This is a genomic window from Acidovorax sp. NN32 (genome assembly GCF_057597245.1).
Genome location: NZ_CP199679.1, coordinates 176,961 through 196,277, shown reverse-complemented (window position 1 = coordinate 196,277; position 19,317 = coordinate 176,961). Strand labels below are relative to the sequence as shown.

The window sequence follows — 19,317 nt, the reverse complement described above, 5'->3', positions numbered from 1 at the left end:
TTTTCCATGCCCCCTGCCTCCTCCGCCCCCCGCCGTTCGCCCCGCCAGGAACGCTCGCAGTTCACGGTCGATGCCATCTTCGAAGCCGTCGCACGCATCGTGACCACCCAGGGCGAGGACGCGCTCACCACCAACCGCATCGCCGAGGTTGCGGGTGTGTCCGTGGGCTCGCTCTACCAGTACTTTCCCAGCAAGGAAGCCATCCTCCTGGCCATGCTCGACCAGCATTGCGACCGGGTGATGCTGGAGCTGGACGCCCTGCTCGCCCAGGCCCGCACGGAAGGCTGGACGCCCGAGCAGCAGGTGCGCGGGTATGTGCGCCACTACCTGCAGGCCTTTGGCGGCGGCCCCCAGGAAGGGCGCGCACTCGCCCGCCTGTCTTGGAAGCTCGACTACCGCGCGTCCGTGCTGATCTCGGTGCGCGGCGCCAGCGAGCGGCTGGCCCTGCACCTGCAGCGTGTGGCGCAAGAGCAGCAGATGCCCGCACCCTCGGCAACCCAGCTGTTTGTGCTCACCCGCGCCTTCATGGGCGCGGTGCGGGCGGCATCGCTGGAACAGTCGCCCCTGCTGGACAGCCCCGAATTCGAGCAGGCGCTGGTGGAGCTCTGCATCGCAACCCTGGCACCCGGCGCGGGTCTGGGGGGCGGCGCTACGATGGCACCATGACCACGCCCACCGCACCGCACTACCTCTTCCTCACCACCTCCACCCGCGAACCAGGCCACACCGGCAATACCGAATGGCTGGCGCGCCAGGCCGCCGCCGCACTCCCTGCCGGTACTGCGCAAACCTGGCACCACCTGGCCCGCATGAACCTGCCGCCCTTCGTGGACCAGCGCCACACCTCGGGTACCTATGCACCGCCCGAAGGCGACATGAAGACCCTGCTCGACGCCACGCTGGCAGCCACGCACATCGTCTTTGTGGCGCCGGTTTACTGGTACAGCATTCCCTCGCCGCTCAAGACCTACCTGGACCACTGGAGCGCGTGGATGCGCGTCCCCGGCCTGGCCTTCAAGGAGCCGATGGCCTCCAAGACGCTGGCGCTTGTCACCACCAGCGGCGACCGCACCAAGGCCCAGCCGATGATCGACTCGGTGGCGCTGTGCGCGCAGTTCCTGTCGATGGCCTGGGGCGGCGCCCTGTGGGGCAAGGGCGGGCCACCGGGCGCGGTGCAGGCCGATGCGCAGGCGATGGAGGCAGCCAGCCGTTTTCTGCTGACACCGGCCGCAGCTTGACGGCTTAGCGATCCAGCGACCCGTGCTGGGCCAGGATGCCCAGCCATTCGTGCAGTGCCAGGCTGCTGTCGGCCAGCGCGGAGGCGCGCGGCAACACCCGGTACAGCTTGCGCGCCTGACCGCCCTTGAAGCCCATGGGCGCGGGCAGCACCTGCAGACCGGCGCGCTCGAAGGTCTTGGCCGCGCGCACCATGTGCCAGCCGTGGGTGACGAGCGCAATGCGCTCGATGCCAGCGGCCTTGAGCAACACGGCAGATCTTTCGGCGTTGCTGCGGGTGTCAAGGGATTCCACCTCGGTCCACCGCACCCGGCCCCTGAACTCACGCTCCACCACATCTTTCATCACCAGCGCTTCGGCCCGCGTGCCGCCGGTGGAGCCCCCCGTGGCCAGGATGGGAAGCCCGGTCTGCTGCTGCAGGTACACGGCGTAGCGCACCCGCTCACGCGCGCCCCGGCTGAGCACGTCCACGCCGTATTCAGGCGCCACCGTGTCGGCGCCGCCGCCCAGCACGACGATGGCCTGCACCTTTGACGAAGGCAAGTCCTTGGGGACGACCGCCGGATAGCGCTCCAGGCTGCGCACCAGCGCGTCCGACACTGGCGGCCAGGACAGCACCAACACCGACAGCAATGACAGCACCACCACCGTGATGCCCGTGCGGCGGTGGTAGCGCGCGATCCACAGCCCCACCAGCGCCAGCAAGATGCTGGACACCGGGGGCAGCAGCACCGCAGACAGTATTTTTTTCAGGGCAAACCACATAAAACAAGAGGAGCAATCAGACCCGCGCGAACCCGCCCGGTGGCGCCAGGGCATGGCAGGGAAAAAGAAACGTTTGAAGGGCCGAAAAATCGGCTACGCCGGGTGGGGCGAACTCAGTGCAGCACCCGCCGCTGCGCCAGAAAGTCCAGCAGCGCGGCATCGAAACCCTCCGGGTCCTCCAGTTGCGGCCAGTGCCCGATGTGGGGCAACAACACCGTCTGCGCATCGGGCATCACCTGGGCCAGGGCCTCCAGGGCAGCCGGCGGTGTGCAGCGGTCGAGCTCGCCCCCCACCAGCAGCGCGGGTATGGCCAGCTGCGCCAAGGCAGAGGCTCCGCGATCAAACGTGGACAAGGCCTCCAGCGCGCGCCGGTAGGCCCCTGGATACACCTGGCCCAGCGCGTGGCTGGCCAGCCGCACCCCTTCGGGCAACGCACCGGTGCCGATGAACTGGGGCACCAGCGTCTGCGCCAGCTGCTCCATACTGCCACCGGCGTCCAGCGCCTTCAGAGCACCCAAGCGGGGCGCCACCCAGTCATCCATGGCCTGCGCATCCAGCGCCGGCCCACCTGCACAGAGCAGCAGGCGGCGCACCTGCGACGGGCTGCGCACGGCGGCCTCCAGCGCCACCATGGCGCCCATGCCGTGCCCCACCAGAGTCACGGGACCTCCCTGCAGGGCATCGATCAAGGCCAGGCAGCTCTGCGCCAGCGCCTTGAAGGTGTACGGCTCCACGGGCGCGCTGCGGCCATAGCCCGGCATGTTCCAGGCCACGGCGCGGTAACCGGCCGTGGCCAGCGTTTCCACCTGGGGGGCAAAGGTGAGGTGGTCGCCATCGGCGTCGTGCAGCAGGAGCACGGTGGGGCCGGAGCCCAGGGTGGTGAAGGTAGGTAGGACGGCCATGCGGTGGAAAACCAGTAAACCCCGCAACAGCGCGGTGGTGGGTGGCGCCTGATAATAGTTGCTCCCCCATGCTGCCACCGCTGGCACCGCTTTTGTGAACCCTTCGCTCCCCCGCCCCACCCTCGCCCTGCCTCCGAGCTTCTCCACGCGCGAGTTTCGCGATGCGCTGGGCATGTTTGCCACGGGCGTGACCATCGTCACGGCCCGCACGGCTGCGGGCGACCTGGTGGGGCTCACGGCCAGCTCCTTCAATTCGGTGTCGCTGGCACCCCCGCTGGTACTGTGGAGCCTGTCGCACGGCGCCAGCACCTTGCCCACCTTTGCCGATGGCTCGCACTACGCCATCCACGTGCTGGCTGCAGACCAGAAGGCACTGGCCGAGCGTTTTGCCACGCGCGGCATTGACCGCTGGGCGGGCCTGGAACACCGGCCCGGCATCAGCGGCGCCCCGCTGCTGGCCGGGGCAGCCGCCACGTTCGAGTGCTTCAACCGCAGCCAGTACAAGGAGGGCGACCACACCATCTTTGTGGGCGAGGTCGAGCGCTGCGAACACCGCGAAGGCATCTCGCCCCTGCTGTACCACGGTGGCAAGTTCTACACCGAGCACCCGCTGTGACGACCCCCACCGTGGTCGTGCGCCATGTGAACATCGGCCTGGCCCGGCGCCTGAAGGTGGGCGAGCGCTCAGTGCTCACTGCCATCGGCAAGGCCCCCGTCACCGGCCCCGTGGCTGTGGGCCCGCTAGGGCTGGCAGGCGACGAGCAGGCCGACCCGAGCGTGCATGGCGGCCTGGGCAAGGCCGTATACGCCTACCCCGCCGCCCACTACGCGTTCTGGCAGGCCCAACGCCGCGAACGGGGCGTGAGCCTGTTCGATGAAACGCTGCCGCCGGGTTTCATGGGCGAGAACCTCACGATCGACGGGCCGCTGGAAGCGGATGTGTTTGTGGGCGATGAATGGCATTTCCCCCACTGCGTGCTGCGGGTGAGTGCACCGCGCGAGCCGTGCTTCAAGTTCAACGCCGTCATGGGTTTTGCGCAGGCGGGCCGCACCATGGCCCTGGCCGGGTGCTGCGGCTACTACCTTGCGGTGGACCAGCCTGGCACCATCGCCGCCGGAGAGACCGCCACGCTGGTGCCCGGGCAGCGCGGGCTGAGCATCGCCCAGGCGCTGGCGGGCAAGTGGGCGAAACACGCGCGCTAGCCAGGCCCCACGGGATTCATCAATTTTGATAGCTACTGGCGCTTACCAGATAAGCGCCAGAGCCCAATTTGGCTCGAAACCGAGCCTTCAACGCACCGTATCGGGCAACTCGATCTTGACTTCCAGAACTTCCAGGTTGTCCTGGCGCTCCAGGTGCACCTTGAGGTCTTCGGGGTTGATCTTGACGTACTTGGAGATCACGGCCACCAGCTCGCGCTGCAGCGCGGGCAGGTAGTCGGGCTCGGCGGCATTGCGGCCGTTGCGCTCGTGCGCCAGGATGATCTGCAGGCGCTCTTTGGCGACGCTGGCGGTTTTCTTCTTCTCGCCGAGCAGGAAGGACAGGAAAGAAGCCATGGCTTATTTGCTCCCGAACAGGCGTTTGAAGAAGCCTGGCTTTTCCGCATCGATGAAACGCAGCGGCTTGTCGGTGGCACCCAGGAAGCGGTCGATCACATCCTTGTAGGCCTCGGACACATCAGTGCCCTGGGCATGGATGGCGGGCGTGCCCTGGTTGGACGACTGCAGCACCACTTCCGACTCGGGGATCACGCCGATCAGCTTGATGCGCAGGATGTCCTGGATGTCTTCCAGGCTCAGCATCTGGCCGTCCTGCACGCGGCTGGGGTTGTAGCGCGTGATGAGCAGGTGCTCCTTGATGGGCTCACCGCCTTCAATCGCACGCTTGGTCTTGCTGCCGAGCATGCCCAGGATGCGGTCGGAGTCGCGCACCGACGAGACTTCGGGGTTGGTCACCAGCAGCGCCTCATCGGCAAAGTGCATGGCCATGAGCGCGCCGCTTTCGATGCCGGCAGGCGAATCGCAGACGATGTACTCAAAGTCCATTGCGGCCAGGTCCTTGAGCACCTTTTCCACGCCGTCTTGCGTGAGCGCATCCTTGTCGCGCGTCTGGCTGGCGGCCAGCACGAACAGGTTGTCGCACTGCTTGTCCTTGATGAGCGCCTGGTTCAGGTTGGCCTCACCGTGGATCACGTTGATCAGGTCATACACCACGCGGCGTTCGCAGCCCATGATGAGGTCGAGGTTGCGCAGGCCGACGTCAAAGTCGATCACGGCAGTCTTGTGGCCGCGCAGGGCGAGGCCGGTGGCAAAGCTGGCACTGGTGGTGGTCTTGCCCACGCCACCCTTGCCGGAGGTCACGACGACGATTTTGGCCATGTGTTGCTGATTCTCTGTGGGGTTGGTACGAATGAAATGGGAACTCAGGCCAGCGGCTCGATGATGAGCTTCTCGCCGTCGAGCCGCACCTGGGCTGGCTTGCCACGCACATCGGCGGGCAACTCGGTCTCGGTGGTGCGGTAGATGCCCGCGATGGAGACCAGCTGCGGCTCCAGGCAGGTCGAAAAAATACGTGCTTCGGTGTTGCCCCGCGCGCCGGCAATCGCACGGCCGCGCAGCGGGGCATAGACGTGGATGTTGCCGTCGGCAATGACCTCGGCGCCAAAACTCACCACGGCCATCACCACCAGGTCGGCGCCGCGCGCATACACCTGCTGGCCGGAGCGCAGGGGCTTGTCCACCACCACGGTGCCGGGGCCTGGCATGGGCACTTCGCGAACGACCTCCACCTCGCGCACGACTTCGCGGATGACCTCGCGCACCTCGGGGGCGGGGGCCTCGGCACGGGCAGGCGGTGCATCGGGCGCTACCGCCAGCCCTGCGGCGCGCGCAGCGTCCATCTGGGCGGGGTTGCCGCCGCGCACGGCCACGGGCAGGGTGCTGCGGCTACGCAGCTCGGCCACGATGGCAGCAAAGTCGATGGGTACCTCGGCCTCGCGCACGGCAGCCAGGTCGATCAGCACGGGGTCGTTGTCAAAAAAGCCCGGGGCGTCGGCCACGCGCTCGGCCAGGTCGGCGGCGAACTGCGCGGCGTCGGTGGTCTTGAGCACCACGGCCACCACGGGCAGCGAGGCGCTCTTGAGGTCAAAGCTGGTGCGGGCCTGGGCCGCCGTCGTAAGGGCCATGAATGGGGTGTGGAAAGGAGCGCGGGAACCGTTTCAGAAGGCGCAAAGTGTACCGTGGGGCCACGTAAGCGCTTGTTCACGGCGTGTTTGCACTGTTCGCGCGCCCTCACCCACAAAAAAGCCGGGCGTACCCGGCATTCTTGCTATTGCCAGGGTTCCCCGGCTTAGTTGCGGTCAGCGCGCATGGGGCGGGTTGTCGCACCGCCGGAGCCCGACATGGTCCTGTCTGTGGTTACGGGGGCTGCAGCGGCAGGTGCTGGAGCGGCTTGCGTGGTCGCCGTCGCGGCGCCCCCACCGCCAACGCCCGTGGTGCCCATCGGCGTGCCTTGCGAGCTTTGCTGGCCCGCGCCCGTGGCAGCGTTGGGGCTTGCGGTGGTGGGTGGCGTGCCCTGCGCCATAGCGGTGCCCACAACGGCGACGGTAGCCAGGCCCGCGAGCAATGTCTTGAGTGTGTTCGATGCAGTCATGTGGAGACTCCTTGGTGTGTGGTGAATTTGGAAATCGCCAGCAACATCGCCAGCTGTACCCAGGCTAGTTGTTTGCGGCTGGCGCCACGTCAGCTGGAGACCGGAGCGCGTGTCGGACAGGGACGGGCCTGCACGGTGTGGGTCTTGCATCGCACTCCGAAAACACCCTGTTCAACAAGCCCGCACACACCGTGGGTCAATGGGCATCACTGCGCAGGCAGGTCATAGGCGCCAAAAAATGCGGCGGCCGGTTGTGTCTCGGGCAGCACGTACACCACAGCGCCCGAGCCACGCACCAGGGGGCTCAGCACTTTTTCGTAGAAAGAGACGGGAAGGTTGATGCAACCGAAGGAGATACGGTTGTCTGCGGCGGTGCTGGAGGCCAGCCGCTCCAACCGACGCTCGGCTTTGACGTTGGCCCGCACTCGGTGCATGGAGACCGCCGCGTCGTAGTCCACCCAAACCACGTCTTCGCCATTGGCGTTCAAACCGGTTTCGGCAACGAACCGGCCTGCGGGGGTGGTGCGCTCTTCGGGCAGTACCTGGCCGACGGGCTTGTCCCCCACGCCGGGAACGGTGTGGTCGCCGATGGCCGACCCCATCAGCGCCGGGGCCGCGCCCTGGAGCGCACCGTCGCGGTCAAACACATAGACCTTTGCGTGCATTTTGTCGACCACCACGACCGCGCGGTTCTGGTTGTCACCCGAGTGCAAGGCCCACGCCGCGATCTGGCGGGCTTCGGCCGAGGCGGGCTCCTTACCGAACTGTGCCCTGCGCGGTACCTGGGTTGGCTGCGGCGCTGGCGACGCGACCTTCGCGGGTGATGTGTCTACAGGGTTCGCCAGGTCGGCGCCCAAGAACAGCGCTCCTGTGGTCTGCGATGGCTGCTGCATCGCTGGCCACAGCCGCATAAACCCCAGCACCAGGACGACCAAAACCAGCAGTGCAGCGCCGGACAGCAGCCGGTCCTTGTGCCGTCCATGCCTTTGCCCTGCGCTCCTTGGCGCGGCGCGGTACGGATCTGTGTGGGATACGTTCATGTTGGATCTTTGAAGGGCAAAGGCAAAGGCTTTCGCCGCAGGGTGGTGCAGAGTTGGTGCGTACCCGAAAGCCACACACTAACCAGATCACCCGCCTGGCAGCGTCCGCCAAAGGCGCAACCGCTGTAGGACCAGCGACCCACGCTTGGCGTTGCCTGTCGTCGCCGCGGCGCTGCGCAGGGCCAGAAGGTCACGGCACACAGGCGATCTGAAGCGCAAGGCTTGCCTTTCATAATCGACCGATGTCCCTGTCTGCCCGCAAAACCCATATCGACGCCCTCGCCATCTCCCTGCTGCTCGCCTGCTGCATGTTCTGGGGCTTCCAGCAGGTGCTGGTGAAAGCCACGGTGGCCGAGGTGGCGCCCGTGTTCCAGGCCTTTGTGCGCTTTGCGCTGGCCACGGTCGCGGTGGCTGCCTGGTGCCTGTGGCGCGGCGTGCGGCTGTCGGCAGCGGCCGAGCCCGCCGGGGCGGCCCGCGCCGGGCTGCTGGCGGGGGCGCTGTTTGCGGGCGAGTTTGCGTGTATCTACCTGGGCCTGCAGTACACCACCGCCTCTCGGCTCACGGTGTTTTTGTATGCCTCGCCGTTCTGGGTGGCGTTACTGCTGCCGCGCTTCATCCCCGGCGAGCGGCTGCAGGGCTGGCAGTGGCTGGGCCTGGCTGCCGCGTTTGTGGGCGTGGGGCTGGCGCTGGGGGACGGGTTGCTGGGCCCTGCCAATGCCGCCCTGCCCCAGGCATGGCTGGGCGATCTGCTCGGGCTGGCGGCCGGGCTGATGTGGGCGCTGACCACAGTGGTCATCCGCACCACACCGCTGGCGCGCGTGGCCCCGGCCAAGCAACTGTTCTACCAGGTGAGCGTGAGCACGGCGGTGCTGCCAGTGCTGTCGCTGGGCCTGGGCGAGGCCTGGGTCTGGCAGTTCAGCGCGTTTGCCTGGGGCTCGCTGCTGGTGCAGGCCCTGGTGGGTGCGTTTGTGAGCTACCTCGCCTGGATGTGGATGCTGGCGCACTACCCTGCCACCAAGATCTCGGTGTTTGTGTTTCTCACACCCGTGTTTGCGCTGCTGTTTGGCGCGCTGTGGCTGGGCGAACCGGTAACGCCGGGGCTGGTGGCGGCACTGGTGTTGGTGGCGGCGGGCATCGTGCTGGTGAACCGGCGGCCTGCGGTGGCGTAGTACCCGTGACAAAAGGGTTTGCATAAAAATACGGCCCAGCGCTTTATTAACAAGCACTTAAAGCTACTATTTTTATAGCAATTCTTTTGCAGGCGGGTGTCGTCAGCCCACCAGACTCAGTGCATACCGCGTATCCAGCAACACCTGAATGCGCGCACCCAGCGCGGCGCCTTCATCGTCCTCCAGCCGCGTGAACTGCTGGGTCCAAGCCTCAGACTGCGCAAAATTCGGGAACCGGGGTGGTTCGCCCCACAGCCAGTCCGGGTGCGTGGCCCGGGGGCTTCGTCCAAACACATGCAGGTGCATCTTGCGGTGCAGCGCGGGGGTTTTCGGCCCCTGGGGATGGGCCAGTGGGTTCAGCGCGTTGTTGCCCGCCTCCCAGTAGTTCAGGCAGCCACCGGCAAGCTGCGGCAAGGTGTCGAGCATGGCCCTGCCCGTTGCGGCCACCAGGCACGACCAATGCGCAAGCTCTTCGGGCGTCAGCTCGCTGCGTTCCCAGACGGGGCGCGGCGGGTGGACCAGCACATGCCCGCCATCGCTGCGGTGGTTCATGGGCCGCGCGGGCAGGTCGACCGTGCCACCGGCACAGCGGATCAGGGTGGTGTGAATGTTCAAGGGCAATTCTCCAAAGCAGAGGTTTGTGAAAAGGGGGCGGTGGCCGCTGCGTGCCTTATCCATCGCCGCGAGGCGCCCAGCAGGCGATGGCCGTGGCCGACAGCAGCAAGGCTGCGACGCCATACACCCAGGCGGACGGCGCAATGGGCAGGAGCACCCCCGCCAGCACCGGGCCCGCACCGGCGCCCAGGTCCCGCCAGACCGACCGCGTCGCCAGCGCCTGGATGCGCCCCGGCCCCGGTGTGCGGCGCGCGACCAGCGGCGGCAACAGCGGTAGCAGCAGGGCTCGCAAAATCACGATGGCCAGTGCGCTGGTCCACAGCCACCCCAGGCCAAAACCCACCAGGGCCAGCGACGTGAGCACCGCAAAACCCACGAGCAGCACTTCGGCGCCATAGCGCTCGGCCAAGTCGCCACCCACCTCACTCAGCGCGATCTCGGCCAGATAGCGGACCGACAGCAGCATCCCCGCCACAACCACCGGATGGCCTGGCAGAACATCGCGGCCCAGGTAGGACAGGCCGATGATGAACAGGCCGTCCAGCACCAGCCCCTCGACGAAGGAAAAGCGGTCCAGGCGGCCCGGCAACCTGCCCCAGCGCTTGGGCGGTGGCGGCAGGGCATGCGGCTGGGCGGGCAAGTGCCGCGTGGCCAGCAAGGCGCACAACGCAACTGCCGCAAACGCAAAGAAGATGGCCCGGGGCTCCCACCAGAGCGCGCAGACACCGCCAGCGGGCAGGGCCAGCATGGGCCCCAGCGCTGCAAAGGCGCGCGACTGCCCGGCGCGGCGCGCTGCGCCCAGAGGCTCGGCCGTGGCCAGCGCCTGCGTGGCGAGGTTCAGCGCCGCAAACGCCAGGCCCCACAGCAGCCGCAGGCCCAACAAGGCGATGAAGCCGCTGAGGGTGGCGTACCCCAGCGCACACGCGGCGGCGGCCAGCACGGCCAGCGAGCAGGTGAGGCGCTCGCCATGGCGGGCATAGAACCGCGCCACCGCCCCGTAGCCCGCAATGCGCACGAGGCGATTTGCGGCCAGCAGAATGCCCGCTTCAAACAGGGTGACGCCAAACGCCGGGGCAAACATCGGCAGCAGCAAGTAGAGCACCGTGTCCCCGGGGAGTGACAGGCCCAGCGCCAAGGCGGCGCGGCGCGAGTGGAGGTCTGAGGCCAAGGTGTTGTCTGAAGGCTGTGGCATGGCCCGCATGGTGCGCGGCGGTGCCCGGCGCGACAAACGATATTGCTGCGCGCCATGCGTGACAAAATTGCACGCATGTCACCCCGCCTGCCCCCGCTGAATGCCGTCCGCGCCTTTGCAGCGGCGGCGCGCCACCAGAGCTTTACCCGCGCCGCGCTGGAGCTGCACGTCACCCACAGCGCCATCAGCCGCCAGATCAAGGCGCTGGAGGAGCACCTGGGTGTGGAGCTGTTCGAGCGCAAGACGCGGCAGGTGCTGCTCACGGCGGCAGGGCATCAGTTTCACGCGCAGGTCGGGCCTGCACTCGCGCAGATCGGCGCCGCCGCCCAGTCGCTGCGGGGCGATGCCGGGCTGCGCAGCGTCAAGATCAACGTGCGGCCCAGCTTTGCGGTGCGCTGGCTGATCCCCAGGCTGCCGGGTTTTGTGGCCCAGCACCCGGACATCGAGCCCCAGGTCATCACCAGCACGCTGGCACCCGACCACGCGGCCGAGGCCTTCGACCTGGCCCTGCGGCGCGGCCCGCGCGGGTGGCCGCCGGGCATGCAGGTCCACCCGTTTCTGGAAGACGAGGCGCTGGTGGTGGGGTCGCCGACGCTGTTCGCCCAGCGCCCGGTCACGCGGCCCGAGGCGTTGTCGTCCCACGTGCTGCTGCTGTCCAAGTCGCGCAGCAAGGACTGGGAAAGCTGGAAGAAGCAGGTGAACCTGCCAACGCTCCAGCCCGCCAGCTGCCTGCAGTTTGACCACCTGCACTTTGTGCTGCAGGCGGCCGTGGATGGGCTGGGCTTTGCGATGGCCCCGGTGTCGCTGATCACCCACGACCTGGCCTCGGGGCGGCTGGTGTCGCCCCTGCCCAGCTTGCGGCTGCCGCTGACGCGGCACTACTTCGGCACGGCCCCTGACCCGTCGCCGGAGACACAGTGTCTGGTGCAATGGCTCCGGCAAGAGATGGACGCGCTGCCAGGTGCGCTGCCGCCGTCAGGGCCTGGGCGCACAGCGCAACATTCAAGCCAAAACAAGCCCTAGCGCTTTACCATCAAGCGCTATTAGCTATATTATTTATAGCAACAAACACTCATTCGCCGTCGCTCATCCACCGTGCCGTGCCCGACACGCGGATGGAGCTGCCCGCCACTGGCCCGATCTCGGCGCGCAGGCGCGAGCGCATGCCCATGTCCTCGCCCTGCACCACGTCGATGGCGCCGCCATGCGGCCAGCCCAGGTCGCGCAGGTAGCCCGCCAGTGCGGCGGTGGCGGCACCCGTGGCCGGGTCTTCCAGCACGCCGCCTGAGGCAAAAGCGTTGCGGGTGTGCAGCAGGCGGTCTGACTCCACAAACACCAGCACGATGGTGACCAGCCCGGCGCTCACCATCAGCGTGCGGCCGGCGTCCAGCGCGTAGTGCATGGCCGCCAGCGCAGCGCGGCTGCGCAGGGTCAGTACCAGGTGGTCGGCACCGCCATGGATGAGCGCGGGCGGAATGCGCGGGTCCAGATCAGATGCACCAAGGCCAAAGAGGGCCAGCGCATCGGCCAGCAACGTGGCAGGCGCAGGCCCGCTGCGCGTGGGGGGCGACTGCAGCGCCGCCTGCACCAGATCGCCCTGGCGGCGGCCTTCGACCGTGATCTCGGCCTGGCTCAGCGACAGCGCAAACACGCCGTCGCCCTCGCGCTGCGCCAGCGCGGCGCCCAAGGCAATGGTGGCGTGGCCACAAAAGGGCACCTCGCTCTCGGGCGCAAAGTAGCGCACGCGCCAACGGCCATCGCCCAGTGGGGCGGCAAACGCGGTTTCAGAAAAGCCGACCTCGGCAGCGATGCGCTGCATATCAGCGGGGGCAGGCAGCTCGTCACCGATCCACACACCGGCGGGGTTGCCGCCCTGCGCGCCGTCGGAAAACGCTGCGATTTTTTGAAGTGCCATGGGGTTGACGAAAAGACTGAAGAAGGGGAGTTGTCACACAGCACAGCGCTGCAACAGAAATCACCTCAGCAGCGCGACGCAAAAATGAACGATGAGCGCAGAGGCCAGCAGAACCCCGCCCAAACGCAACGTGATCCATCGAAACGCCTCATACGAGTGCTCGCTATTCCGACGATCAAGGTGGTCCACGACCACCGACAGGAGCCCCATCACGCCACAAGCCATTGCTCCAAGCGCAAGCCACAGGGGACCATCGCTCAACACAACCAGCGAGCGGCCCCTGCCTGCCGATAGCTTTAACTGGTTGGAATACACCGCCGCCACGCCAAATACGACAAGACAAATAGCCATCGCAACATTCCCGACCAAATGCTCGCGGCGAAAGCGATTGGGAACATGCTTGGCTTTATCAACGGTCGGCTTCATGGGTGAATCACCGGGAGAAATGTGCTCGACAGGCATCGTGCCAAGCTCCGATCGGCTCAAAGCTTGGGAATGCGAATCCGGCTGATCATCAACGAACCCGACACCGCAAACAGCAGCACCAGCGGGTGCAGCGTAAAGCCGCCAATGAGCACCTTGCCAAACCACAGGCTCTCGCGCACAGCGCCCAGGTAGGCGGCCAGGGCCATCAACGCCACCAGCATGATCGAGGTGGGAATCGGCGTGCCTTCAAAGTATTTGACCTTGCCGTCGTCGCCCGACAGGGTTTCGGCCGTGACGTTGTAGCGCGCCAGGCGCGACACGCCACAGGCCACGAAGTAGGCCAGCACGATGCGGTCATACAGGCCCTGCATGCCGCAGCCGTAGGCAATGATGGCGGGCGCTACGCCAAAGGAGATCACGTCGGCCAATGAATCCAGCTCGCGGCCCATGGCCGAACTCTTCTGGCGCCAGCGCGCGATGCGGCCGTCCAGCACATCAAAGATCAGCGCGGCCAGCACCAGGGCGCACGCAAAGTACACATGCAGCACGTCGTTCGTTTCCAGGTACGACATGACCGAGAACAGCGCGCCCACGCCGCAGACCGCATTGCCCAGCGTGAACCAGTCGGCGAGGTGGAACTCACGGATCATCGAAAAACGTTTGGGCGGCTGCGGAGTGTTCATGGAGGGAAGGCGCGCGGCAGGGCGCGCAGTGGCAATCAACAAGGTCCATTATGGGTGTGCCGCAGCACCACCCGGCGCTGAGAGCTTGCGGACGGTCTCGCAGGGGGTCCTGAACCCTCTCTGACATCTGCGTGACTGCTTTTGCGCCTGCACACAGACAGACTGTGGCCACGCGGCGGGCGCAGGCGGGTAGGACGATGCCGCATCCGCCCCCCGTCGGTGACCGACCCGCAGCCCCATCAGACCCGAGACCCGCCATGCGCCTCCCACAGATGCCCCCGCTCCACACGCCTTTCTCACCCGGTGCCCCGGTGCGCAGCCTGCAGGATGTAGAACGGCATGAAGCCCGCCCTCTGGCCGAAGCGCTGCCAGTGAAAAGCACCTACGAAATCTTTGTGAATTCGGCGGCGGCGTTTGGCGACAAGACGGCGCTGACTTTTTTGCCCACGGCCGACCCGGCCGCCGAGCCCATCCGCTGGTCGTATGCGCAGCTGCTTACCGGCATCCACCAGACGGCCAACCTGCTGCACCACCTGGGGGTGGGCCCCGAGGATGCCGTGGCCGTGCTGCTGCCTGGCTGCCTGGAATACCACCTGGCCCTGTGGGGCGGCGAGGCGGCAGGCATCGTGCAACCACTCAACCCCATGCTTACGGACGAGAAGATCGCGGCCATGATGACCCTGGCGCGCGCCAAGGTGCTGATTGCCTATGGCGGCGAAGGTGATGTGGGCTACTGGAGCAAGGCGGTGCGCCTGCGCGCCCTGGTGCCCACGCTCACCACCGTGCTGCGCGTGGCCCCCCACGATGAAGCCCCTGGTTCCGCAGGCCCGCTGCCCGACGGCGTGGTGGACCTGGCCGAGCGCCAACAGCACCCCGGCGACCACCTGGTGAGCGGTCGCCACATTGCCGCCACCGACATCGCGGCGTACTTTCACACCGGCGGCACCACGGGCGCGCCCAAGCTGGCGCGCCACAGCCACGGCGCGCAGGTGTTCACCGCCTGGGGCAGCGTGCAGATGCAGGGCATCACGCCGCAGGACGTGGGCATCAACGGCTACCCGCTGTTCCATGTGGCAGGCGTGCTGCCGGGCTCGCTCGCGGCGCTGTCGGCAGGCGTGGAGACCATCATCCCCACCACCGGCCTGTTCCGCAACCGCGAGGTGATTGCCAACTACTGGCGGCTGGTAGAGCGCTACCGCTGCACCTACCTGTCGGCCGTGCCCACGGTGCTGGCGGCACTGGCCAATGTGCCGCTGGGCGGCGCCGATATCTCCACCCTGCGTTACTGCCGCACGGGTGCGGCCATCCTGGCGCCCGAGCTGGCGGCGCGGTTTGAGCGCCTGTTTGGCCTGCACATCCACGAAAGTCTGGGCATGACGGAGATGGCGGGCATCTCCACCATCACCCCGCCGGGCGTGCGCGCGCCCGCAGGCTGCGTGGGCTGGCGGTTGCCCTACACGCAGCTGCGCGTGGTGGCGCTGGATGCGCAGGGCAATGCGTCCGACCAGGACCTGCCACCCGGCCAGCCGGGCATGGTGCTTTTCCAGTCGCCCAACCTGTTCTCGGGTTTTCTCGACGTGGCCGACACGGCCAAGGCGTTTACCCACGATGGCTGGCTGGCCACCGGCGACCTCGGCTTTGTGGACGACCAGGGCCGCCTGCACCTGAGCGGCCGCTCCAAGGACCTCATCATCCGCAGCGGCCACAACATCGACCCCAAGGTCATCGAAGACGCGCTGGGCGCCCACCCCGCCGTGCAACTTGCCGCCGCCGTGGGTGCGCCCGACGCCTATGCGGGCGAGCTGCCCGTGGTCTACGCCACGCTGGTGCCCGGTGCACAGGTGACCGAGGCCGAACTGCTGGCCTTCACCGCCGAACGCGTGGACGAGGCCGTGGCCCGCCCGCGCTGGGTGCAGGTGATCGAGACCATGCCCGTGACGAATGTGGGCAAGATCTACAAGCCCGAGCTGCGTCAGCGCGCCGCCTGCCACACGGTGCAGGCGCTGGTCGATGGGGTGTGCGGACCAGTCACGAACGGCCTCCGCCCCCAGGTGCAGCCCGAAGGCGACAACGCGGTGCGTGTGGCTGTGGCCCCCTGCGCACAGGCAGACGCACTGGCCGCCCGCCTGCGCGAGGTGCTCGCGCCCCTGCCCCTCACCGTGCGCATCACCACCGCCCCCGCCGCAGGGAGCCCCCAGACCCCATAAGCCCATGGCGTGACAGCCAGGCCCCGGCCCGCCACCATGCACGCGGAGCCCGCTGAGTGAATTTTTATAACCATGACAGGAGACAAACCGATGCACTTCCACCCCCTGATGTCCCGCCGCACCTGGCTCGGCGCCGCTGCGCTGGCCGCCGCCTGCACTGGCACGACCGCCTTCGCGCAGGCCTACCCCAACAAGCCCATCAAGATCGTGGTGCCCTTTGCCGCAGGCGGCGCCACCGACGTGCTGGCGCGTGTGCTGGCCGAGAAGATGGCCGTAGGCCTGGGCCAGCCCATGGTCATCGACAACAAACCCGGCGCGGCCGGCATCATCGGGACCGACGCGGTGGCCAAGGCGGCGCCCGACGGCTACACGCTGCTGCTGGGCCTGAGCAACTCCATGCTCACCAACCAGTTCCTCTATACCAAGCTGCCCTACAGCCCCGAGAAGGACATCGCGCCCATCTACCAGATCGCCATCGCGCCGCTGGTGCTGGTGGCGCACCCGAGCGTGACCGCATCCACGGGGCCCGAACTGCTCAAATACGTGGTGGCCAACAAGGGCAAGGTGGCCTATGGCTCGTACGGCACGGGCGCGTATCCGCACCTGGCCGGGGCCTACATGAGCCTCACGCAAAACGCCGACATGAGCCACGTGGCCTACCGGGGCGAGGCGCCCATGGTGCAGGACCTGCTCGGCGGCCAGATCCAGATCGCGTTTGCCAGCGCGCTGCAGGTCAAGCCCCACATCGAGGCGGGCAAGCTCAAGGCCATTGGCGTGAGCGGCGAGCGCCGCATGGGCACCCTGCCCAATGTGCCCAGCTTGGCCGAACAGGGCCTGAACGACGAGGCCTACCGCGTGGCGGGCTGGCTGGCGTTTGGTGCCCCCGCAGGCACGCCGCCCGCCATCCTGGAGCGCATTGCCGACGAGGTGCGCAAGACCACGCAGCTGCCCGATGTGGCCCAGCGTATTGCGGCCATGGGTTTTGATGTGCAGAACAGCTCGCCCGCGCTGTTCTCCGCCGCGATTGCGAAGGAACGGCCGGTGTGGGAGCGCTTGATCAAGGCGTCCGGCGCGAAACTTGACTAACCCCTGAGGCGCTGCGCGCCTTCCCCCTGAAGGGGGACGCCGCCAGCGCGGCGGGGCGGCCCTTGCGCGGCGGCACTGGCATGGCGTCACGCCCTGAGGCGAGCAGTCAGGAGAAACAGGGCGGCTGGAACCAAGGACGGCCAGGCACCCCACGGATAGGACAATTTCAAATAAAAACAGGCTCCTGCGCTTTTCCCCAAAGCGCAGGTAGCTATGTTTTTTGCATCGACTTCGCCCGCTGCGCCGCAAACGCCACATACCAGTCCAGGCACCCAGGATTCGCCATCGCGTCCTTGTTCACTACCTTTTCGATCGGCTGGCCCAGCAGCAGCTTCTTGATGGGCAGCTCCTGCTTCTTGCCGCTCAGCGTGCGCGGCACCTCGGCCACGGCAAAGATGTCGTCGGGCACAAAACGCGGGCTCAAAGCGGTGCGCACGGCACCGTTGATGCGCGCGCGCAGGGCATCGTCGAGCACGTTGCCGGGGCGCAGCACCACAAACAGCGGCATGTAGCTCTCGCGGCCCAGGTATTCCAGGTCCACCACCAGGCTGTCGAGCACCTCGGGCAGCGATTCGACCGCGCTGTAGATCTCGCTCGTGCCCATGCGCAGGCCGTGGCGGTTGATGGTGGCATCGCTGCGGCCATAGATCACGCAGCCGCCATTGGCGCCGATCTTGAGCCAGTCGCCATGGCGCCAGACCGCGCCCATGCTCGCGGGGCCGTCGCCACCGCCGGGCTGGCGGCCGTGGCCTGCAGGGTACATGTCGAAATAGCTCGACAGGTAGCGGCTGCCGTCTTGGTCGCCCCACAGAAACAAAGGCATCGACGGAATCGGCTGCGCGCAGACCAGCTCGCCCACGGCGTCCTGCACGGGACGGCCCTCGGCGTCCCACGACTCCACAGCGGCGCCCAGCATGCGGCATTGCATCTCGCCGGGCACCTGCGGCATCTCGCGGTTGCCGCCGATGAAGGCGCCGCAAAAATCCGTACCGCCCGAGATGTTGTTCCACCAGATGTCGTGCGTGCCCAGCGCCTCGAACTGCGCCGTGCCCCACTCCTGCACCTCGGGCGACAGTGGCGATCCGGTGGTCCCCAGCGCACGGATGCGCGTCAGGTCGCCAAAGTCGGCCAGCGTGATGCCCGCCTTCATGCAGTTGGCAAAAAACGCCGCGCCCGCGCCGAAGAAGGTCACCCCCGTCTCGGCCGCAAAGCGCCACAGCACGCCCCAGTCGGGGTTCTCCTTGCTGCCGCCGGGGTTGCCGTCGTAGATCACGCAGGTGGTGCCCGAGAGCAGGCCGCTGAGCTGCGCGTTCCACATCACCCAGCCCGTGGAGCTGTACCAGTGGTAGCGCTCACCCAAACTGTTGGGTTCGTAGCTGCAGCCGATGTCGTTGTGCAGCACCTTGAGCTGCAGCGCCACCAGCACCGTGCCGCCATGGCCGTGCACGATGGGCTTCGGGAGCCCCGTGGTGCCGCTGGAATAGACGATCCATAGCGGGTGGTCAAACGGCAGCCACATCGGTTCAAACGCTGCGGTTTCCGCATCATTTTGTGCCGTAGCGCTTGTCCAGCCTGCGCAACCAGCTATCGAAACAGAATCAGTCAGATTACCCAGCAACACCACATGCTGCACGCTGGGCAGGTCGGCGCGCAGCTCGGCCAGCACGCCAGTGCGGTCGTGGTCACGCCCGCCGTAGGTCACGCCGTCCACGGCGATCAGCACCTTGGGCTCGATCTGGCGGAAGCGGTCGAGCACTGCGTGCGTGCCCATGTCGGGCGCGCAGATGCTCCACACGCCGCCGATGCTCACCGTGGCCAGAAAGGCGATCATGGCCTCGGGCACGTTGGGCAGGTAGGCGGCCACGCGGTCGCCGGGCTGGATGCCCTGGGCCTTGAGGTGCAGCGCCAGCGACGCGACCTGGCGGCGCAGCTCGGGCCAGCTCAGCTCGCGGTGGTTGCCTTTTTCATTGCGGCTGATGATGGCGGGCAGACCCGCCGCGTGCGCAGCATCGACATGGCGCAGCGCCTGGCGCGCGTAGTTGACCTGAGCGCCAGGAAACCACTGAGCGCCGGGCATGGTGTTTTTGCCCAGCACGGCGGTGTGGGGGGTGGGCGATTCGATCCGGAAATAGTCCCACACGCTTTGCCAGAACGCATCCAGCTCGGTGGTGGACCAGCGCCACAGCGCGTCGTAGCTGTCGAACTGCAGGCCGCGCTGGTCGCGCAGCCAGTTCTGGTACAGGCGGATCTGGGGAACGTAAGGCGGGGATTTGGTATTTGTCTCCATGGCGACGCAGCGTAGCAGCGCATCCGGGCGCGGACCAGCCGTATCCGTCCCCGGCTTGACACTTGCAGTCAACGGCGCAAAGGCGTTCGATCCCAGCCCAGGGCAAGCAATCTGCGCGTTATTAATTACTTTAATGACAATA

The 19,317-nt window shown here is 67.2% G+C and carries 21 protein-coding genes; 8 read left to right on the top strand and 13 right to left on the bottom strand.

What is annotated here, in order from left to right:
* Nucleotides 1–6: 6 nt before the first annotated feature.
* Both ACT89O_RS00935 and ACT89O_RS00930 read left to right on the top strand, forming a co-directional pair.
* Nucleotides 7–666, top strand: coding sequence for a TetR/AcrR family transcriptional regulator (locus ACT89O_RS00935; protein WP_487261574.1), 660 nt, complete (start codon nt 7–9; stop codon nt 664–666).
* Nucleotides 663–1,238 (top strand): flavodoxin family protein, encoded by a 576-nt coding sequence (locus ACT89O_RS00930; protein WP_487261573.1) that lies wholly within the window; start codon nt 663–665, stop codon nt 1,236–1,238. Before ACT89O_RS00935 ends, ACT89O_RS00930 begins: the two co-directional genes overlap by 4 nt.
* A gap of 4 nt (nt 1,239–1,242) precedes the next feature.
* Here the strand turns inward: ACT89O_RS00930 and ACT89O_RS00925 are convergent, their stop codons facing one another.
* Together ACT89O_RS00925 and ACT89O_RS00920 are read right to left on the bottom strand one after the other, a co-directional pair.
* Nucleotides 1,243–2,001 carry a YdcF family protein gene (locus ACT89O_RS00925; RefSeq protein WP_176887804.1) on the bottom strand — a complete coding sequence of 253 codons (759 nt, stop codon included), beginning with the start codon at nt 1,999–2,001 and terminating at the stop codon, nt 1,243–1,245.
* Nucleotides 2,002–2,114: 113 nt separating this feature from the next.
* Nucleotides 2,115–2,903 (bottom strand): alpha/beta fold hydrolase, encoded by a 789-nt coding sequence (locus tag ACT89O_RS00920; RefSeq protein ID WP_055397261.1) that lies wholly within the window; start codon nt 2,901–2,903, stop codon nt 2,115–2,117.
* Nucleotides 2,904–2,997: 94 nt separating this feature from the next.
* Between ACT89O_RS00920 and ACT89O_RS00915 the strand changes: the two genes are divergently transcribed.
* Nucleotides 2,998–3,519 (top strand): flavin reductase family protein, encoded by a 522-nt coding sequence (locus ACT89O_RS00915; RefSeq protein WP_055397294.1) that lies wholly within the window; start codon nt 2,998–3,000, stop codon nt 3,517–3,519.
* Complete coding sequence (locus tag ACT89O_RS00910; protein ID WP_055397263.1) at nt 3,516–4,106, top strand: MOSC domain-containing protein; 591 nt, start codon at nt 3,516–3,518, stop codon at nt 4,104–4,106. The genes ACT89O_RS00915 and ACT89O_RS00910 overlap by 4 nt, the downstream gene beginning before the upstream one ends.
* 87 nt (nt 4,107–4,193) lie before the next feature.
* On the opposite strand, the gene minE is transcribed toward ACT89O_RS00910, so the two are convergent.
* From minE to ACT89O_RS00885, 5 genes are all read right to left on the bottom strand, one after another.
* Nucleotides 4,194–4,460 carry a cell division topological specificity factor MinE gene (minE, locus tag ACT89O_RS00905; RefSeq protein ID WP_010465263.1) on the bottom strand — a complete coding sequence of 89 codons (267 nt, stop codon included), beginning with the start codon at nt 4,458–4,460 and terminating at the stop codon, nt 4,194–4,196.
* Nucleotides 4,461–4,463: 3 nt separating this feature from the next.
* Nucleotides 4,464–5,282, bottom strand: coding sequence for a septum site-determining protein MinD (gene minD / locus ACT89O_RS00900; RefSeq protein WP_176887801.1), 819 nt, complete (start codon nt 5,280–5,282; stop codon nt 4,464–4,466).
* A gap of 44 nt (nt 5,283–5,326) precedes the next feature.
* Nucleotides 5,327–6,088: a septum site-determining protein MinC gene (gene minC / locus ACT89O_RS00895; RefSeq protein ID WP_176887800.1), complete on the bottom strand. Its 762-nt coding sequence runs from the start codon at nt 6,086–6,088 to the stop codon at nt 5,327–5,329.
* Nucleotides 6,089–6,252: 164 nt separating this feature from the next.
* Entirely contained in the window at nt 6,253–6,555 is a 303-nt protein-coding gene (locus tag ACT89O_RS00890; protein WP_055397269.1) for a hypothetical protein, read from the bottom strand.
* Between the two features lie 206 nt (nt 6,556–6,761).
* Complete coding sequence (locus ACT89O_RS00885) at nt 6,762–7,595, bottom strand: hypothetical protein (RefSeq protein WP_487261572.1); 834 nt, start codon at nt 7,593–7,595, stop codon at nt 6,762–6,764.
* Between the two features lie 242 nt (nt 7,596–7,837).
* Between ACT89O_RS00885 and ACT89O_RS00880 the strand changes: the two genes are divergently transcribed.
* A complete protein-coding gene (locus ACT89O_RS00880) occupies nt 7,838–8,764 on the top strand; it encodes a DMT family transporter (protein WP_487261571.1) in 927 nt (308 codons plus the stop codon).
* 102 nt (nt 8,765–8,866) lie between these two features.
* Here the strand turns inward: ACT89O_RS00880 and ACT89O_RS00875 are convergent, their stop codons facing one another.
* Both ACT89O_RS00875 and ACT89O_RS00870 read right to left on the bottom strand, forming a co-directional pair.
* The gene (locus tag ACT89O_RS00875) at nt 8,867–9,379 is read right to left on the bottom strand and encodes a hypothetical protein (protein WP_121507963.1); all 513 of its coding nucleotides are present in this window, start codon (nt 9,377–9,379) and stop codon (nt 8,867–8,869) included.
* Nucleotides 9,380–9,434: 55 nt separating this feature from the next.
* Nucleotides 9,435–10,580, bottom strand: coding sequence for an MFS transporter (locus tag ACT89O_RS00870; RefSeq protein WP_487261570.1), 1,146 nt, complete (start codon nt 10,578–10,580; stop codon nt 9,435–9,437).
* Nucleotides 10,581–10,646: 66 nt separating this feature from the next.
* Between ACT89O_RS00870 and ACT89O_RS00865 the strand changes: the two genes are divergently transcribed.
* Nucleotides 10,647–11,594: a LysR substrate-binding domain-containing protein gene (locus tag ACT89O_RS00865; RefSeq protein ID WP_487262908.1), complete on the top strand. Its 948-nt coding sequence runs from the start codon at nt 10,647–10,649 to the stop codon at nt 11,592–11,594.
* A gap of 49 nt (nt 11,595–11,643) precedes the next feature.
* Here the strand turns inward: ACT89O_RS00865 and ACT89O_RS00860 are convergent, their stop codons facing one another.
* From ACT89O_RS00860 to pssA, 3 genes are read right to left on the bottom strand one after another with little or no spacing between them, the layout of a single operon-like run.
* Complete coding sequence (locus ACT89O_RS00860; RefSeq protein ID WP_487261569.1) at nt 11,644–12,486, bottom strand: PhzF family phenazine biosynthesis protein; 843 nt, start codon at nt 12,484–12,486, stop codon at nt 11,644–11,646.
* 60 nt (nt 12,487–12,546) lie between these two features.
* Nucleotides 12,547–12,912 carry a hypothetical protein gene (locus ACT89O_RS00855; protein ID WP_487261568.1) on the bottom strand — a complete coding sequence of 122 codons (366 nt, stop codon included), beginning with the start codon at nt 12,910–12,912 and terminating at the stop codon, nt 12,547–12,549.
* A gap of 56 nt (nt 12,913–12,968) precedes the next feature.
* Nucleotides 12,969–13,595: a CDP-diacylglycerol--serine O-phosphatidyltransferase gene (gene pssA / locus ACT89O_RS00850; RefSeq protein ID WP_055397283.1), complete on the bottom strand. Its 627-nt coding sequence runs from the start codon at nt 13,593–13,595 to the stop codon at nt 12,969–12,971.
* Nucleotides 13,596–13,852: 257 nt separating this feature from the next.
* Between pssA and ACT89O_RS00845 the strand changes: the two genes are divergently transcribed.
* On the top strand, nt 13,853–15,802 hold the full coding sequence (locus ACT89O_RS00845) for an acyl-CoA synthetase (RefSeq protein WP_487261567.1): 1,950 nt from the start codon (nt 13,853–13,855) through the stop codon (nt 15,800–15,802).
* Between the two features lie 90 nt (nt 15,803–15,892).
* Nucleotides 15,893–16,888, top strand: a complete 996-nt coding sequence (locus tag ACT89O_RS00840; RefSeq protein WP_487261566.1) for a Bug family tripartite tricarboxylate transporter substrate binding protein — start codon at nt 15,893–15,895, stop codon at nt 16,886–16,888.
* A gap of 211 nt (nt 16,889–17,099) precedes the next feature.
* Here the strand turns inward: ACT89O_RS00840 and ACT89O_RS00835 are convergent, their stop codons facing one another.
* Nucleotides 17,100–19,175, bottom strand: a complete 2,076-nt coding sequence (locus tag ACT89O_RS00835; RefSeq protein WP_487261565.1) for an acetoacetate--CoA ligase — start codon at nt 19,173–19,175, stop codon at nt 17,100–17,102.
* Nucleotides 19,176–19,317 lie beyond the last annotated feature (142 nt).